The 15894-nt window shown below is 69.8% G+C and carries 17 protein-coding genes; 4 read left to right on the plus strand and 13 right to left on the minus strand.

The window, feature by feature from the left end:
• The first annotated feature begins 63 nt into the window (after positions 1-63).
• Both MRBLMX7_RS01955 and MRBLMX7_RS01960 read left to right on the plus strand, forming a co-directional pair.
• A complete protein-coding gene (locus MRBLMX7_RS01955; protein ID WP_363365955.1) occupies positions 64-759 on the plus strand; it encodes an ABC transporter ATP-binding protein in 696 nt (231 codons plus the stop codon).
• Complete coding sequence (locus MRBLMX7_RS01960) at positions 756-2078, plus strand: FtsX-like permease family protein (protein WP_363365956.1); 1323 nt, start codon at positions 756-758, stop codon at positions 2076-2078. Before MRBLMX7_RS01955 ends, MRBLMX7_RS01960 begins: the two co-directional genes overlap by 4 nt.
• A gap of 9 nt (positions 2079-2087) precedes the next feature.
• On the opposite strand, the gene mutM is transcribed toward MRBLMX7_RS01960, so the two are convergent.
• From mutM to MRBLMX7_RS01990, 6 genes are all read right to left on the minus strand, one after another.
• Positions 2088-2951, minus strand: coding sequence for a bifunctional DNA-formamidopyrimidine glycosylase/DNA-(apurinic or apyrimidinic site) lyase (mutM, locus tag MRBLMX7_RS01965; RefSeq protein ID WP_363365957.1), 864 nt, complete (start codon positions 2949-2951; stop codon positions 2088-2090).
• The gene (gene rnc / locus MRBLMX7_RS01970) at positions 2944-3630 is read right to left on the minus strand and encodes a ribonuclease III (protein ID WP_235556661.1); all 687 of its coding nucleotides are present in this window, start codon (positions 3628-3630) and stop codon (positions 2944-2946) included. The genes mutM and rnc overlap by 8 nt, the downstream gene beginning before the upstream one ends.
• Before the next feature lie 23 nt (positions 3631-3653).
• A complete protein-coding gene (gene rpmF / locus MRBLMX7_RS01975) occupies positions 3654-3863 on the minus strand; it encodes a 50S ribosomal protein L32 (protein ID WP_050721097.1) in 210 nt (69 codons plus the stop codon).
• Between the two features lie 2 nt (positions 3864-3865).
• Positions 3866-4360, minus strand: a complete 495-nt coding sequence (locus tag MRBLMX7_RS01980; protein WP_363370774.1) for a YceD family protein — start codon at positions 4358-4360, stop codon at positions 3866-3868.
• A gap of 133 nt (positions 4361-4493) precedes the next feature.
• Positions 4494-4991: a pantetheine-phosphate adenylyltransferase gene (gene coaD / locus MRBLMX7_RS01985; protein WP_050721098.1), complete on the minus strand. Its 498-nt coding sequence runs from the start codon at positions 4989-4991 to the stop codon at positions 4494-4496.
• Between the two features lie 50 nt (positions 4992-5041).
• Complete coding sequence (locus MRBLMX7_RS01990) at positions 5042-7213, minus strand: ATP-dependent DNA helicase RecG (protein WP_363365958.1); 2172 nt, start codon at positions 7211-7213, stop codon at positions 5042-5044.
• 61 nt (positions 7214-7274) lie between these two features.
• On the opposite strand from MRBLMX7_RS01990, the gene rsmD reads away from it, so the two are divergent.
• A complete protein-coding gene (gene rsmD / locus MRBLMX7_RS01995; RefSeq protein ID WP_363365959.1) occupies positions 7275-7853 on the plus strand; it encodes a 16S rRNA (guanine(966)-N(2))-methyltransferase RsmD in 579 nt (192 codons plus the stop codon).
• Positions 7854-7934: 81 nt separating this feature from the next.
• On the opposite strand, the gene thiL is transcribed toward rsmD, so the two are convergent.
• The gene (thiL, locus tag MRBLMX7_RS02000) at positions 7935-8930 is read right to left on the minus strand and encodes a thiamine-phosphate kinase (protein ID WP_363365960.1); all 996 of its coding nucleotides are present in this window, start codon (positions 8928-8930) and stop codon (positions 7935-7937) included.
• A gap of 23 nt (positions 8931-8953) precedes the next feature.
• Here thiL and MRBLMX7_RS02005 point away from each other — a divergent pair, with 23 nt between their 5' ends.
• Positions 8954-9454, plus strand: a complete 501-nt coding sequence (locus tag MRBLMX7_RS02005) for a DUF3515 family protein (RefSeq protein ID WP_363365961.1) — start codon at positions 8954-8956, stop codon at positions 9452-9454.
• A gap of 24 nt (positions 9455-9478) precedes the next feature.
• On the opposite strand, the gene MRBLMX7_RS02010 is transcribed toward MRBLMX7_RS02005, so the two are convergent.
• The 6 genes from MRBLMX7_RS02010 to leuC form a co-directional block, all read right to left on the minus strand.
• Positions 9479-10561, minus strand: coding sequence for a D-alanine--D-alanine ligase family protein (locus MRBLMX7_RS02010; protein ID WP_363365962.1), 1083 nt, complete (start codon positions 10559-10561; stop codon positions 9479-9481).
• Positions 10467-11600 carry an NAD(P)H-dependent glycerol-3-phosphate dehydrogenase gene (locus tag MRBLMX7_RS02015; RefSeq protein ID WP_050721104.1) on the minus strand — a complete coding sequence of 378 codons (1134 nt, stop codon included), beginning with the start codon at positions 11598-11600 and terminating at the stop codon, positions 10467-10469. The genes MRBLMX7_RS02010 and MRBLMX7_RS02015 overlap by 95 nt, the downstream gene beginning before the upstream one ends.
• A complete protein-coding gene (locus MRBLMX7_RS02020) occupies positions 11590-12345 on the minus strand; it encodes a lysophospholipid acyltransferase family protein (protein WP_363365963.1) in 756 nt (251 codons plus the stop codon). The genes MRBLMX7_RS02015 and MRBLMX7_RS02020 overlap by 11 nt, the downstream gene beginning before the upstream one ends.
• Before the next feature lie 5 nt (positions 12346-12350).
• Positions 12351-13718, minus strand: coding sequence for a UDP-N-acetylglucosamine 1-carboxyvinyltransferase (murA, locus tag MRBLMX7_RS02025; RefSeq protein WP_363365964.1), 1368 nt, complete (start codon positions 13716-13718; stop codon positions 12351-12353).
• Positions 13719-13783: 65 nt separating this feature from the next.
• Entirely contained in the window at positions 13784-14380 is a 597-nt protein-coding gene (gene leuD / locus MRBLMX7_RS02030) for a 3-isopropylmalate dehydratase small subunit (protein ID WP_363365965.1), read from the minus strand.
• A 2-nt stretch (positions 14381-14382) separates the two neighbouring features.
• Positions 14383-15834, minus strand: coding sequence for a 3-isopropylmalate dehydratase large subunit (gene leuC, locus MRBLMX7_RS02035; RefSeq protein WP_363365966.1), 1452 nt, complete (start codon positions 15832-15834; stop codon positions 14383-14385).
• Positions 15835-15894 lie beyond the last annotated feature (60 nt).

The raw sequence follows: 15894 nt of genomic DNA on the forward strand, positions 1-15894 counted from the left end.
CGGCTGGTCGATCATCCGTCTGACCGACGCGATGACAGCCCTCGGGCCGCGAGGCTTGGAAGCATGAACTCCTCCGTCCTCGAAGCACGAGCCCTCAGCAAGTCCTATGGCACCACGCGCGCACTCGCCGGGGTGGACCTCACTGTCCACCGCGGCGAGTCCGTCGCGATCATGGGTGCATCGGGCTCGGGCAAGACGACCCTGCTGCACGTCCTCGCCGGCATCGTCGCGCCGGATGCCGGTTCGGTGACTTTCCAGCCGTCGATCGGGCATCCGGTCGAGGTGTCGGGACTCGGCGAGACAGAGCGCTCTCGACTGCGGCGCGAGCGCTTCGGCTTCGTCTTCCAGCAGGGCTTGCTCATCCCCGAACTCACGGCTGTCGAGAACGTCGCTCTCGCGTCGATGATCAACGGCGTGAAGCGCTCGGACGCCGTGCAGCACGCCGCCGCCTGGCTCGCCGCCCTCGGGCTGGCCGGAATGGAGGACCGCCGGATCGGCGAGCTCTCGGGCGGCCAGGCGCAGCGTGTCGCGATCGCGCGCGCTCAGGCGACGGGCGCGGAACTCGTCTTCGCCGACGAGCCCACGGGCGCGCTCGACTCGCGCACCTCGCACGAGGTCATGGACGCGCTGCTCTGGTCCACCACGGGACAGGGACGCACGCTGCTCGTCGTGACGCACGATCCCGAGGTCGCGGCGCGCTGCTCGCGAACCGTCTCGGTCCGTGACGGTCAGATCGTCTCCTCGGAGGTGTCGGCATGAACCCCCGCGTCCTCGCCCTACTGCTGCGGCCTGCACCCGGTCAGAACGCTGTGCTCGCATTGCCGATCGTGGCGTTCGCGCTCGTGACCGCGCTCGTGCTCACCGTGGTGGGCGGCGCGCAGGCGTTCTGGTCGTGGACCGACGACATGGCCGGCCTCTATCAGGCCCTCGCCGCGATCGCCCTCGTGCTGCTCGTCGTCCCGCTCGCCGGCCTCGGCGGTGCGGCCGCGCGGCTCTCCGCCCGACGTCGCGACGAACGCCTGTCGACTCTGCGCCTCCTGGGCGTCACCCCGATGGGCGTCGGCGTAGCCACCGTGATCGAGTCGCTGCTGGTCGCCGCTGCCGGCGCCCTCGCCGGTGTGGTCGTCTACCTCGCCCTGAGCCCGGCCATCGGACTGATCCCGTTCCGCGGTGAGGCGCTCGGGGCCGCATCCGTGCTCCTCTCCCCTCTTGCGGTCATCGCCGTGGTCGGCGGGATCCTGCTCGTCGCCGTCGGCAGCGCGGCACTGGGGCTGCGCCGCGTCGTCATCTCGCCGCTCGGCGTGCGGATGCGGTCGGCCGTGTCGTCCGTGCACTGGCTGCGCGCGGTGGTGGCCGTCTCGGTGCTGGCGCTCGCGTTCCTGCTGATCAAGGCCTTCCCCTCGACCGCGGGCCTCACGACCACGATCGTCGTCATCGCCGGGCTGTTCGCCGCGGCCCTTGCGGTCCTCAACGTCGTCGGTCCGTGGGTTCTCAAGGTGTCGGCATCCCGTCAGCTCCGCCGTGCCGAGAGCCCGGAGCGCCTGCTCGCCGCCCGTGCAGTGCTCGACTCCCCGAGGGCCGCATGGCGTCAGGTGAGCGGCATCGCCATGGCGAGCTTCATGGCCGTGTTCGCCGGCACCGGCGTCTCGCTCATGTCGCTCATGGACGGCGAGGGTGCGTCAGCGCGGGATGCTGCACTCGTCACGGACATCCGCACCGGCCTCATCATCACCCTCGTCGGATCGTTCCTGATGGTCGCAGCATCCGTCGGAGTGAACCAGGCCGCGTCGATCCTCGACGAGCGCGAACTGCACCGGAGCCTCCACCACCTCGGCGTCCCCCTTCAGACCGTGGATGCCGCCCGTCGACGCGCGATCATGTCGCCGCTGCTCACCACGGCGATCGGGTCGGCGCTCTGTGCCGCCGTGCTGGTGTTCCCGCTCCTCGGCATGGCCGTGATCACCGCACCCGTGTCGCTGCTGACGATCGCGACGGTCGTCGCCGTGGGGATCGGCGTCGTCTGGGCGACGACCCGGATCACGCGTCCGCTGCTCGCGCGTTCGTTCCAGGCGGCCTGATCCCGGATCTCAACGGCGCCGCTGGCACCGGGGGCAGTAGTGGCTCGAGCGGTTCATGAACGCCTCACGGCGGATCGGCCCGCCGCAGCGCGGACACGGCTGGCCACCGCGCCCGTAGGCGTTGAGGGAGTGCGCGAAGTAGCCGGCCTGGCCGTTGACGTTCACGTACTGTGCATCGAAGCTCGTGCCGCCCTCGGCCAGCGCCTTCGCGAGAACCAGACGAATCTCGGCCAGCAACCGGCGTGCGGCCTGCGTCGACAGCGACGACGCAGCGGTCTCGGGGTGGATCCGTGCGGCCCACAACGATTCGTCGGCGTAGATGTTGCCGACGCCGCTGATGACCTGCTGATCGAGCAGGACGCGCTTGACAGCACTGTTCCGACGTCGGAGTGCCGAAAGGAACCCGGCGTCGTCGAAGAGCGGATCGATCGGATCGCGCGCGATGTGCACGACCTGCGAGGGAATGCGCGTGGGGCCGTCGTCCTGCAGTGCGTCGACGGCGAGCGAGCCGAAGGTCCGCTGGTCCGCGAAGACGATGGCAAGGTCGCCGTGCGTCGGGTGCTCGACGTGGAGCCGCACGCGCTCGTGTCGCTCGGGCGTCGCATCGGGGGCACGCAGCAGCATCTGCCCGCTCATGCCCAGATGGGCGATCAGGGCGGACTCGTCGCCCTCGAGCGGCAGCCACAGGAACTTGCCCCGTCGGTCCGCGGCCGTGAAGCGATGCCCCTCGAGTCGCGACACGAAGTCGGCCGCCCCGGCGCTGTGGCGGGTCAGGGCGCGTTCGTCGAACACGCTGACGGCCGTGATCCGCGCGCCGATCGTGGCGGGGGCGAGGCCCGCGCGCACCACCTCGACCTCGGGAAGCTCAGGCACGCTCGTCGAGCACGCGCCACGCACTGAGCGCGGCGGCCATCTCGGCAGTCTTCTTGCTGCTGCCGAGACCCGTCATGGTCAGCTCACCCACGACCACGGTTGCGGTGAAGCGGCGATCGTGATCCGGACCACTCGCCTCGATCGAGTACCGCGGAGGCGTCGCTCCGAGGCGCGCGGCCAACTCCTGCAGGCTCGTCTTCGGATCCATCGCCGCGCCGTAGCGTTCGGGGTCGGCGAGCAGCGGCTTCGTGAGACGCAGCACGAGATCGGTGGCAGCATCCGGTCCCGCCGACAGGAAGGTCGCACCGATGACGGCTTCCATCGTGTCGGCCAGGATCGAGTCCTTGTCACGACCGCCGGTCTGCTCCTCGCCACGCCCGAGCAGGAGATGCGAGCCCAGACCGATCCCCCGCGCCACCTCGGCGAGGGCCACGGTCGACACGACGCTCGCTCGGCGCTTGGCCAGCGATCCCTCGTCGAGCTCGGGGTGCGTCGTGAACAGCATCACCGTGACGGCCTGCCCGAGCACCGAGTCCCCGAGGAACTCGAGCCGCTCGTTGTGCGGGATGCCGCCGTGCTCGTAGGCGTAGGAACGATGGGTCAGCGCCAACTCCAGAAGCTCCGCGTCGATCTCGACACGGAGCTTCTCAGGAAGTGTGCGCGTCCCTTCGGGGACCACTGTCACAGCGTTGGGGTCGCGACTCAGACGTCGGCGACCTTACGGCCCTTGTACTCGAGGAACAGCTCGGTGCCCTGCGAGTCGGTGACGACCTTGGCCTGGTGCGGGCGGCTGTAGACGACCTTGCCGTTCTCGACGGTCTTGACGAGCGCGGGAGCCTCGGCCTTCCACTGCGCGCGGCGCGAGCGGGTGTTGGAACGGGAGACCTTGCGCTTCGGGGGGTTACCAGCCATGACTAGCTCTCTTCTTTCTCGGCGGCCCGGCTCTGTGCCGTACCGTCCTGGTCTGTGATCTTCTGGAGCGCACTCCATCGCGGATCGATGGGAGCGGCCTGCTCCGACCCGGTGCTCTCGGTCAGCCTCTCGCCTGTGACCGGGTCGAGCCCGAGGCAATCCGGCTGACACACCGGCTGGAAGGGAAGCGACAATACGGCCGCATCCCTGACCAGAGTTTCAAGATCCACGTGGTCGTCTTGAACCTCGAAGTCAGTTTCTTCCTCACCAGGATACGCGAAAAGCTCCTGGAACTCGACTTCGACAGGCCGGGCGATGTCCGTGAGGCATCTGCCGCACACTCCGGAGTACTCGGCATCGACGGTCCCGGAGGCGAGGATGCCCTCGTGCACCGACTCGAGACGCACGTCGACATCGAGCTCGGATCCCTGGGCGAACGAGACGATGCCCTCGCCCCACGGCTCGGCGAGGGTCACCGTGAAGGCATGCTCGCGCATCTCCCCCGGCTTGCGCACGATGTCGCGGACGGGGAGGACGAAGGGGCCGTTGAGTCGGGAACGCACCCGGCAATGCTACCGGCTCCTGCACAGTCGAGGCTGGCCGTCGCCTGACCGCCTGGCTGGACGTCTGTCAGATGCCGCGGGCGCCGGTGTCGAGGAACGCGGCCACCGCCGGCGGCACGAAGGGTGCGATGTCGCCCCCCAGGCCGGCGACCTGTCGCACCAGCGAGCTCGACACCAGCGCGTGCGCCGGGTCGGGAAGCAGGAAGACGGTCTCGATGTCGGCGAGGTGTCGGTTCACGATCGCCATGGGCGACTCGTAGGCGACGTCGATCTGCGAGCGGATGCCCTTGACGAGAACGCCGGCGCCCACATCGCGCGCGTAGTCGACGAGCAGACCCATGCTCCACGAGCCCACGACGACGTTGCCGTCCATGCCGTCCTCGGCGATCGACTGCTCGAGCAGCGACATGCGCTGCGCGATCGGCAGCATCGCCTCCTTGCCGGGGTTGTGCACGACCAGTACGTGGAGTTCGTCGTACAGCTTCGCCGCACGACGGATCACATCGAGATGGCCCAGGGTCGGCGGATCGAAGGAACCCGGGACGACGGCGATCCGGCTGCTCATGTTCCCAGCCTAGAGCACGGTCCGGCATGCACCGTGTGCGCGGTTCACGCTCAGTTCTTGGCCAGGGCGGCGCGGTCCTCGTCGCTCACACGACGGGCGATAGCCGATCGCAGACCCGGATTCGCAGCGAGCTCGGGATCGTCGGCGAGGATGCCCTCGGCGAGCTCCCGCGCACGGACGATGAGCTTCGAGTCCTTGACGACCCGGAGCAGTTTGAGCGACGACCGCACGCCCGCCTGCGCCGCGCCCAGCACGTCGCCCTCACCGCGCAGCTCGAGATCGACCTCGGCGAGCTGGAAGCCGTCGAGGGTCGCGGCGACGGCATCCACACGCTCTCGTGCCACCGATCCGGATTCGGCCTCCGTCACGAGCAGACACAGCCCCGGCACTCCGCCTCGACCCACGCGACCACGCAGCTGGTGGAGCTGCGACACCCCGAAGCGTTCCGCGTCGAGCACGATCATCGTCGAGGCGTTCGGCACGTCGACGCCGACCTCGATCACGGTCGTCGCGAGGAGCAGATCGATGTCGCCCCGCGCGAACGCCTGCATCACGGCATCCTTCTCGTCCGAGGGCATGCGCCCGTGCAGCACCGCCCGGCGCAGGCCGCCGAGGGTGGGATGCGTCGCGAGCGCCTCGTCGAGCTGCACCACACCCCAGCGGGGGCCCGCGGCGCCTTCCGGCTGCAGCAGGGTCTCCCCCGCCTCTGCGGTCTTCTTGGTGGTGTCGATCGCAGCGCATACCGCGAACACCTGACGCCCCTGTGCGATCTCCTCGGCCGCACGCTCCCAGACCCGGTTGAACCAGCCCGGATGCTCCGCGAGCGGGGCCACGAACGACTCGATGCCTGCCCGCCCCTTCGGCATCGTGCGGATCACCGAGGTGTCGAGGTCGCCGAACACGGTCATCGCGACCGTCCTCGGGATCGGAGTCGCTGTGAGCACGAGCGCATGCGGACTCGACCCCTTCGCGCGAAGTGCCTCACGCTGCTCGACGCCGAAGCGGTGCTGCTCGTCGACCACCACAAGACCGAGATCGGCGAAGGTCGTCTTCTCCCCCAGCAGCGCGTGCGTGCCCACGACGATGAGCGACTGCCCCGAGGCGACCCGCAGGGCGGCCTTGCGCCTCTCGGCGGCCGGGAGCTGACCCGTCAACAGCGTCGGCATCACGAGGGGCGCGAGCTGCGGACCGAGCATCTTGGTGATCGAGCGGAGATGCTGCGCCGCCAGCACCTCCGTCGGCGCGATGAGCGCCGCCTGCCCACCGGATTCGGCGACCTGCAGCATCGCGCGCAGCGCCACGAGCGTCTTTCCTGAGCCGACCTCTCCCTGCACCAGGCGGTTCATGGGCCAGGAGCCCACGAGATCGGCGGCGACCGCTTCGCCGACCGTCTGCTGGTCGGGCGTCAGCGTGTACGGCATCGCGGCGTCGAAGCGCTCCAGCAGGCCGCCGGGCGCCGCGGGACGTGCCGTGGCCGAGAGCGATCGCACGGCATCGCGTTGCTGCAGGAGGGCGGTCTGCAGAGTGAGCGCCTCGTGCATGCGCAGCGTCCGCACCGCCGGATCGATGTCGTTGCGGGTCTTCGGCCGGTGGATCTGCTCGAGCGCCTCCCGCGCCGTCAGGAGCTCCTCCCTGGCCCTGACCTCGGCAGACAGCGGCTCGGGCACCTCAGAGAGATCGTCGAGCACACGACCGACGAATTTCGCGATCTGCCAGGTCTGCAGGCTCGACGTCGCCGGGTAGATGGGGATCAGCACGGCAGCTCGGGCGTCCGCGCGGCGCCGCGCGGCATCCTCGTCGTCGAACAGCTCGTACTCCGGGTGCGCGAACTGCGTCACGCCGTTGAACTCGCCGACCTTGCCCGAGAACACTCCGCGTCGCCCGACGGCGAGCTCCTCCGAGCGCCATTTGGCGGCGCCGAGGTTCTTGGCGAAGAAGGTCAGCGACATCTTGCCGATGCCGTCGCCGATCACGACGTCGGCCATCGCACCGCGGCGGTTGCGCATCGCGCGGGCGCTCGACGACAGCACCTCGGCCACGATCGTGACGGTCTCGCCGATCGGGAGCTCGCGGATCGGGGTCAATTCCCCCGGATCCGCGTAGCGACGCGGGTAGTGCGACAGGAGGTCGCCCACCGTCGCCATGCCGAAGGCACGGTCGAGTGTCTTCGCCGGGGTGGCGCCGAGCGCCTCCGCCAGGGACGTGTCGAGCGTGAGCGGCATCCTCCGAGTCTAGGAGGCGGCACGGACACGGCGCGCACCGCGCCTGTCGTATCGTGAACGGGTGACGAGGATCATCGCCGGGGCAGCACGAGGAGCACGACTCGAGGTCCCGGGAGCGGGGACGAGGCCCACGAGCGACCGGGTGCGGGAGTCGCTGTTCGGCGCTCTGGAGTCGTCCGACGCGATCGTCGGCGCCCGAGTGCTGGACCTGTACGCGGGATCAGGAGCACTGGGGCTCGAGTCCCAGAGTCGCGGAGCGGCCGATGTGGATCTCGTCGAGCACGGTCGTGCGGCCGCCGCCGTCGTGCGGCGCAACGCCGCGGTGGTCGCGAAAGCGGGCGGACTTCCGACAGCGCGGGTGCACCAGAGCACCGTCCGGGCGTACCTGCAGCGTGCGACCGGCACCTTCGACCTCGTGTTCACGGATCCGCCCTACGATCTCGACGACGGCGCGATGACCGCGGATCTGATCGCCCTCGCACCGCTCCTCAGCGCCGACGCGGTGGTCGTGATCGAACGCGCGCGACGCTCGACGCCTCCCGACCTGGACGCCGCGGGCCTCGAGCTCCTCCGCGACAAGTCCTACGGCGACACGAGGATCTGGTGGGCCGGCCCCCGGCATCCGTCGCCCGCGTCCTAGCCCCGCCCCCGCCCGTCTATTTCTGCCGTTCGGCAGAAACAGACGGGCGATTTGTGCCATACGGCAGAAATAGACGGGTGCTCAGCCGGAGGCGGAGTCCCAATCGCGGTAGGGGTCCCATCCGCTCACGTCGACGGGGCGGTCGTCGAGCAGCAGGTCGTCGTCGCCGCGTGTCCGCACCTCGCCGATCCGACGGTATCCCGGAGGAAGCGCCTCGGTCGGGAAGGCGGCGAGCAGCGCATGATCCTCCCCTCCCGCGAGAGCCCTCTCCGGATCGCCACCGAGCGCGGCGCCGTCCAGCGCTATCGTGACGCCGGAGGCGGCCGCGAGACGCCGCGCGTCGAGTGCGAGGCCGTCCGACACGTCCATCATCGCGGTCGCCCCGGCAAGGGCCGCCACCGGGCCGAGACCGATCGGCGGAGCGGGACGCAGCTGCGCCGCGATCGCGGCGCGCTCCCCCTCGCCAAGCACGGCGGGGTCGACCGGCACCGGGGCGTCGCCGTCGCGGAACCGGCCGAACAGCACGGCGAGTCCGCGTGCGGCGTGGCCCAGCTCGCCGGCGATCGCCATGACGTCACCCGGTCGCGCACCCGCGCGGGTGACCGCGGCACGGCCCTCGAGATCGCCGAGCGCCGTGACCGCGACCGTGAGGACATCGGACACCGTGAGGTCGCCGCCCACGACGGCGCAACCGGGTGCGAGCGCCGCACACGCCTCGCGGAACCCGTCGGCGAGCTGTTCGACGAACGACAGCCGCAGGTCGCGAGGCACGGCGAGGGCGACGAGCAGGGCGGTCGGGCGCGCGCCCATCGCGGCGACGTCCGCGAGGTTGACCGCGGCGGCCTTCCACCCGAGGTCATAGCCGCTCGACCAGGCGAGGCGGAAGTCGGGGCCGTGCACCAGCGTGTCGGTGGTCGCGACGACAGAGCCGGAGGGTGCGGCCACGACGGCGGCATCGTCGCCCGGCCCGATCAGCGCGTGCGCGGCGGGCACGGTCCTCGTGAGGATGGCTCGGAGGATCTCTCCCTCGGAGAGCTTTCCGAGGCGCGGGTCGTCGGAGTCGGATCGGGAGGGCATGGAGTCAAAGGTAGCCTGGATGCATGCCCTCCTCTCGTCGTCTGCTCCTCGTCGCGGGGATGCTGATCGCCGCCGCCGGCCTCGCCGGATGCTCGACCACGATCCACCTGGAGCCGGCAGCCGACGCGAACAATCCGTCGTGCGCGGAGGTCTCCGTCCTGCTTCCGGATGCCGTCGGCGACCTCGACCGCGTGTGGACCGACGCGCAGGCGACCGGCGCCTGGGGTGAGCCCACCGTCGTGCTCCGCTGCGGGGTCGACGTCCCCGCCCCCTCGACCGAGGTGTGCACGACCATCGGCGGCGTCGACTGGCTCGTGCTCGATCAGGAGGACGAACGCCAGCGCCTCGTCACCTACGGTCGCGATCCGGCCGTCGAGGTCATCATCCGTCGCGGGGAAGAACTCGACTTCCGGACCGTCGTGGAGAGCCTGTCGACGAGCATCCAGTCCGGTCTGGAGCCGGCGACCGCTCGTTGCACGGACCGTGTGCCGACTGACGACGGCACCGGCTCGACCGAGGGCTGACGGCCGCCCGGCCGAGCATCGGCGTCAGCGGCGCAGACCCGCCTCGATGAGTTCCGAGATGAGGTCGCCGTAGCTGAGGCCCGAGGCCACCCAGCACTTCGGGAACATCGAGATCGGCGTGAAGCCGGGCATCGTGTTGAGCTCGTTCACGACCAGCTCCCCCGAGGCCGTGAGGAACATGTCCACTCGGGCGAGTCCCCGACCGTCCACGGCCTCGAAGGCGCGGATGCCGGCATCCTGGATCGCCGAGACCTGCTCCGCATCCAGCTCCGCCGGGCACACCACGTCGACGCCGTCACCGCCGAGGTACTTGCCCTCGAAGTCGTAGAAGCCGCGGGAGGTGAGCACGATCTCGCCCGGGAGCGATGCGCGCACGCCGTCGGCGCCTTCGAGCACCGCGACCTCGATCTCCCGGCCGGAGACGCCGGTCTCGATGAGCACCTTGTCGTCCTCCGCGAACGCGATCGCGAGGGCCGCATCGAGCTCGTCCGGGGACTCGACCTTCGACACTCCCACACTGGATCCCGCACGGGCGGGCTTGACGAACAGCGGAAGGCCGAGAGCGGCGGCCGCGGAGCGCACGGCCGCGGCATCCCGCTCCCACTGGCGAGCTCGCACGGTCACCCACGGCGCCACCGGGATACCCGCGGCCTGCAGAGCGATCTTCATGAAGTGCTTGTCCATGCACAGCGCGGAATCGAGCACCCCGCCGCCCGCGTACGGGACTTCGAGCGTGTCGAAGTAGCCCTGGATCGTGCCGTCCTCGCCGTGCGGGCCATGCAGGATCGGCAGCACGATGTCGATCTCGCCCAGGCCGTCCAGAGTCCCATCGGGTCGCACGACGCGTAGAGTGCGGTCGCCGCCCGGCTCCGGCCACAATACGCGGGTGCCGTTGTCCACGACCTCCGGCAGGTGCGCGGCGTCGAGCGGGAACTTCGCGGGATCGTCGTCCTCGAGGACGAAGGCCCCCTCACGCGTGATCCCGACGGGGATCACGGCGTAGCGGTCCCGATCAATCGCGCCCAGAACCCCGCCCGCCGTTGCGGAACTGATCGAATGCTCGCTGGAGCGCCCTCCGAAGAGCACCACCACCGTCTGCTTGTCCATGGTTGGTCCTCTCCCCCTGCGGGGTGTCGTCGTCCGTCGTCAGGTGGGGTGCGATGTCGCGCGGGTCCATCTTGCCGTCGAGCACCATCTTCACCTGTTCGACGATGGGCATGTCCACCTCGGACTCGCGGGCGAGCTGCAGCACCGGCGCGACGGACGCGAGTCCCTCGGCGGTCTGCTGCATCTGCTTCACGACGTCCTGGAAGCTGTATCCCTGGCCGAGCAGGCGCCCTGCCGTGTTGTTGCGGCTGAGCGGCGACTGGCAGGTCGCGATGAGGTCGCCGAGACCCGCGAGCCCCTGCAGCGTCTCGGGGTGAGCGCCGTTCGCGACCGCGAAGTCCGTCATCTCCACGAGACCGCGGGTGATGATCGACGCCTTGGTGTTCTCGCCGTAGCCCACGCCGTCGACGATGCCGATCGCGACGGCGATGAGGTTCTTCAGGACACCGCCGAACTCCGTGCCGATCACATCGGTGTTCACGAAGGTCCGGAAGTACCCGTTGCGCGCGGCGCGGGCCACCTCCTCGGCCGTCTCCTGGCTGCGCGACGAGATCACGGCGGCGGTGGGCTGCTCGCGGGCGATCTCGAGTGCGAGGTTCGGACCCGAGGCCACCGCGATGCGGTCGGGATCGCACCGCAGCTCCTGCTCGATCACCTGGCTCATCCGGAGGCCCGAACTGCGCTCGACGCCCTTCATGAGGCTGACGATCTTCGCGTCGCCGTCTGCCAGCAGCGGGCGCAGCGCCTTGAGGTTCTCGCGCAGCGACTGGCTCGGCACCGAGAGGTACACCTGATCGACGTCGCGCAGGGCGATCGCCAGCTCGTGCGTCGCGGCCATGGTGCGGGGCAGGTTGATGCCGGGAAGGTAGCGGGAATTGCGCTTCGCCTCGTCGATCTCGTGGGCGAGCTCGGCGCGCCGAGCCCACATCGTGACCTGGGCGCCGCCGTCGGCGAGGATCTTCCCGAAAGTGGTCCCCCAACTGCCCGCTCCGATCACGGCGACGCGGGGGCCGGCGGGTACCGTGCGCTTAGGTGTCAAGGCGACCCGTCTCCTTCTGCCCGTGTGCGGCGGGGTTCCACCGCTCAGCCGGCGCCTTCTCGTCGCGGAGTCCTTCGAGTAGCCCGGTGATCGCGTTCATGACGCGTGTGGTGGCCTCGTTCAGCGCCGCCGGTTCACCGGCCCGATGCTGCAGGTCGGACAGGTCGACGGGATCGCCGATCACGACGTGCACGGGCTTGCGGAGCGGCCAGAGGCTCAGGCCCTTCTGATAGCGGCCCATGATCGCCTGCGTGCCCCAGTGGGCCATCGGGATCACCGGGATGCCGCCGGCCAGCGCGAGGCGCACGGCACCGGACTTGCCGCGCATCGGCCACATGTCCGGATCACGTGTCAGCGTGCCCTCCGGGTACACGATGACCCCGCGGTCGTGCTCGACGAGTTCCTGCGACTGCTTCATGGTCTGCTTGGCCGCGGCGGCAGAGGATGTGCGCGCCACAGGGATCATGCCCGTCTTGCGCAGGATCCACCCGAGCACCGGGACCCGGAACAGGCTCTCCTTGGCCATGAACCGCGGCGCGCGGCCGACCCGCCACACGGCGACGGCCACGATCAGCGGATCGAACTCCGAGTAGTGGTTCGGGGCGAGCACGAACGACCCCTCGCGGGGGAGCTTCTCCGCACCCGTGATGCGGATGCGTGCGAGCAGTCCCACGAGCGGCAGCACGATCGCGGCGACCGGCCAGAAGAGGCTCGGGCGAGTCGTCTCCGGGGACCGGGAACCCATCGACGTCACCGGACGACGTCGAAGTCGGCGCCCAGGGCGTCGAGCTTGGCGAGGAACTTCTCGTACCCGCGGCTCAGGATGTCGACGCCCGAGACCTGCGATTCACCCTCCGCCGTCAGCGCCGCGATGACGTGGCTGTACCCGCCGCGCAGATCGGGCACCACGATATCGGCACCGTGCAGCGGGGTCGGTCCCGTGATCACGGCCGCCTGCTCGAGGTCGCGGCGAGGCACACGTCGCGGGCCCGCCTGCAGTCCGCGAGGGTGCACGACGATGTCGGCGCCCATCTTGACGAGGGCGTCGGTGAAGCCCATGCGGTTCTCGTACACGGTCTCGTGCACGACGGAGCGGCCGTGCGCCTGCGTGAGCGCGACCACGAGCGGCTGCTGCCAATCGGTCATGAAGCCCGGGTGAACGTCGGTCTCGACGACCACGGGCTTCAGCTCGCCGCCTCGACGGAATAGGATGCCGTCCTCCTGGATGTCGAACCATCCGCCCGCCTTGCGGAACACGTTGAGGAACGTGAGCATCTCCTGCTGCTTCGCTCCGCCCACGAAGATCTCGCCGTCGGTCGCGAGTGCGGCCGAGGCCCAGGACGCGGCCTCGTTGCGGTCGAAGATCGACCGGTGGTCGTATCCGCGCAGGGTCTCCACGCCCTCGATGAGGATCACCCGGTTGGGCTCGTAGGAGATGATGGCGCCCATCTTCTGCAGCACCGCGATGAGATCCATGATCTCGGGCTCGATCGCCGCGTTGCGGAGCTCGGTCGTGCCCTCGGCGCGGACCGCCGTCAGCAGCACCTGCTCGGTGGCGCCGACGCTGGGGTACGGGAGGTGGATGTTCGCGCCGTGCAGGCGTGTCCCGCCCGTGGAGAGGCGGATGCCGCTCGGGAGCTTCTCGACGATCGCCCCGAACTTGCGGAGCGCGTCGAGGTGGAAGTCGATGGGGCGGTCGCCGATGCGGCAGCCGCCGAGGTCGGGGATGAAAGCCTGACCGAGCCGGTGCAGCAGCGGGCCGCAGAACAGGATCGGGATGCGCGAGGCTCCCGCGTGGGCGTCGATCTCCTCCATGTGAGCGGACTCGACGCCGCTGGGGTCGAACACGAGCGACCCGGGCTCGTCGCCCGCCGACACCTGGACGCCGTGCACCTCGAGGAGCGAGCGCACCACGGCGACGTCGCTGAGATCGGGGACGTCGCGCAGGGTGCTGGCGGTCTCGCCGAGCAGCGTCGCGACCATGGCCTTGGTCGCGAGGTTCTTCGCACCCTTGACGTCGACGCGGCCGCGCAAGGGGCGGCCTCCGCGGATCGCGAGGACATCTCCGGTCAACGCTGGGACTCCATCCGCCAGAGCATCGCGCACAGGTGTCGTCATTCGGAGCCTCACTTCGTTCAACGGAATTCGGGACGGGGTCGCCCTCTGCTCCCCCGTCCCGCCGTTCACTGAACGGGGAGGGTCCGGGGCCGCCACGATTCGCGGCGGGCTTCGAACTGCGCGATCTTGTCTTCGTTGCGCAGCGTGAGCCCGATGTCATCGAGCCCTTCGAGGAGCCGCCATCTAGTGTAATCGTCGACACCGAGGTCGGCCTGGATCTCGCCGATGGTGGCGACCCGCTCCTCGAGGTTCACGGTGATCGATGCGCCGGGATTCCGGTCGATCTCGGCCCAGATCCGCTCGAGATCCTCCTCGGAGATCGTCGCGGCGAGCAGGCCCTGCTTGCCCGAGTTGCCCCGGAAGATGTCCGCGAAGCGGGGGCTCAGCACGACGCTGAACCCGAAGTCGCGCAACGCCCAGACGGCGTGCTCACGGCTCGACCCTGTGCCGAAGTCAGGCCCGGCGACCAGCACGGATGCGCCCTGGAACGCCTCCTGGTTGAGCACGAAGTCGGGGTCCTGCCGCCAGCCGTGGAACAGCGCGTCCTCGAAGCCGGTCTTGGTGACCCTCTTGAGGAAGACGGCAGGGATGATCTGGTCCGTGTCGACGTTGGAGCGCTTCAGCGGGGCGGCGATCCCGGTGTGGGTGGTGAACTTCTCCATGGTCAGACCTCCGCCATCTCGTACAGGTCGCTCGGACTCGACAGCGTGCCGCGGATCGCGGTCGCCGCGGCGACGAGCGGCGACACGAGGTGCGTCCTCCCGCCCTTGCCCTGGCGTCCCTCGAAGTTGCGGTTCGAGGTCGACGCGCACCGCTCGCCCGGAGCGAGCTGATCGGGGTTCATGCCGAGGCACATCGAGCAGCCCGCGAAGCGCCACTCGGCGCCGAAGTCGGTGATGATCTTGTCGAGCCCCTCGGCCTCGGCCTCGAGGCGCACACGGGCGGACCCCGGCACGACCATGACGCGCACGCCCTCGGCCTTCTTCCGCCCCTCGATGATCGACGCGAACGCACGCAGGTCCTCGATGCGGCTGTTCGTGCACGATCCCATGAAGACCGCGTCGACCGGCACCTCCTTGAGCGGGGTGCCGGGGGTCAGGTCCATGTATTCGAGTGCCCGCTCGGCGGCCGCGCGCTCATTCGGGTCGACGATGGTCGAGGGGTCGGGCACGGATGCCGACAGCGAGCTGCCCTGGCCGGGGTTCGTGCCCCAGGTGACGAACGGCTCGAGCTCGTCGGCGTCGATGAACACCTCGGCGTCGAACGCCGCGCCCTCGTCGGTCGGGAGCGTGCGCCAGTAGGCGACGGCGTCGTCCCAGTCCTGGCCCTTCGGCGCGTGCGGGCGTCCTTCCAGGTAGGCGAAGGTCGTCTCATCGGGTGCGACCATGCCGGCGCGGGCGCCCGCCTCGATCGACATGTTGCAGATCGTCATGCGGCCCTCCATGGAGAGCGCGCGGATCGCGCTGCCACGGTACTCGAGCACGTAGCCCTGGCCGCCCCCGGTGCCGATCTTCGCGATCACGGCGAGGATGATGTCCTTGGCGGTGACGCCGGGGCGCAGCGTGCCCTCGACCGTGATCGCCATGGTCTTGAAGGGCTTCAGGGGCAGGGTCTGCGTCGCCATGACGTGCTCGACCTCGCTCGTGCCGATGCCGAACGCCATGGCTCCGAAGGCGCCGTGCGTCGAGGTGTGCGAGTCGCCGCAGACGACCGTGATGCCGGGCATGGTGAGTCCGAGCTGAGGACCGACGACGTGCACGATGCCCTGCTCGGCGTCGCCCAGGGAGTGGAGTCGGACGCCGAACTCGGCGGCGTTGCGCCGCAGCGTCTCGATCTGGGTGCGACTCGTGAGGTCGGCGATCGGCTTGTCGATCTCCCACGTCGGGGTGTTGTGATCCTCGGTGGCGATCGTGAGGTCGAGTCGGCGCAACGGGCGCCCCTCGGCGCGCAGGCCGTCGAAGGCCTGAGGACTCGTGACCTCGTGCACGAGGTGCAGGTCGATGTAGATGAGATCGGGTTCGCCGTTCTCGCCCTTCATGACGAGGTGATCGTCCCAGACCTTCTCGGCCAGGGTCCGGCGACGTGCGGACTCAGAGTCTGGTGCGGGGGTGTTCATTGCGATTCTCCTGAAGCTGGCGGTTCGGCCCACAGTGGACTCCGCGACGAGGAGGGGCTC

Source organism: Microbacterium sp. LMX7-1.2, from assembly GCF_040675935.1.
GTDB lineage: Bacteria > Actinomycetota > Actinomycetes > Actinomycetales > Microbacteriaceae > Microbacterium.

Excerpts from the sequence above, each read along its gene's own strand:
- MRBLMX7_RS01990 (WP_363365958.1), bottom strand. The coding sequence starts at position 7,213 with ATGCCGCTCACGCTCGACACGTCCCTGGCGGAGGCGCTCGGCGCCACC.
- leuC (WP_363365966.1), bottom strand. The coding sequence starts at position 15,834 with ATGAACACCCCCGCACCAGACTCTGAGTCCGCACGTCGCCGGACCCTG.
- murA (WP_363365964.1), bottom strand. The coding sequence starts at position 13,718 with ATGACGACACCTGTGCGCGATGCTCTGGCGGATGGAGTCCCAGCGTTG.
- MRBLMX7_RS02010 (WP_363365962.1), bottom strand. The coding sequence starts at position 10,561 with ATGGACAAGCAGACGGTGGTGGTGCTCTTCGGAGGGCGCTCCAGCGAG.
- MRBLMX7_RS02005 (WP_363365961.1), top strand. The coding sequence starts at position 8,954 with ATGCCCTCCTCTCGTCGTCTGCTCCTCGTCGCGGGGATGCTGATCGCC.
- MRBLMX7_RS01955 (WP_363365955.1), top strand. The coding sequence starts at position 64 with ATGAACTCCTCCGTCCTCGAAGCACGAGCCCTCAGCAAGTCCTATGGC.
- MRBLMX7_RS02020 (WP_363365963.1), bottom strand. The coding sequence starts at position 12,345 with ATGGGTTCCCGGTCCCCGGAGACGACTCGCCCGAGCCTCTTCTGGCCG.
- leuD (WP_363365965.1), bottom strand. The coding sequence starts at position 14,380 with ATGGAGAAGTTCACCACCCACACCGGGATCGCCGCCCCGCTGAAGCGC.
- MRBLMX7_RS01980 (WP_363370774.1), bottom strand. The coding sequence starts at position 4,360 with ATGCGCGAGCATGCCTTCACGGTGACCCTCGCCGAGCCGTGGGGCGAG.
- MRBLMX7_RS01960 (WP_363365956.1), top strand. The coding sequence starts at position 756 with ATGAACCCCCGCGTCCTCGCCCTACTGCTGCGGCCTGCACCCGGTCAG.
- rpmF (WP_050721097.1), bottom strand. The coding sequence starts at position 3,863 with ATGGCTGGTAACCCCCCGAAGCGCAAGGTCTCCCGTTCCAACACCCGC.
- coaD (WP_050721098.1), bottom strand. The coding sequence starts at position 4,991 with ATGAGCAGCCGGATCGCCGTCGTCCCGGGTTCCTTCGATCCGCCGACC.
- thiL (WP_363365960.1), bottom strand. The coding sequence starts at position 8,930 with ATGCCCTCCCGATCCGACTCCGACGACCCGCGCCTCGGAAAGCTCTCC.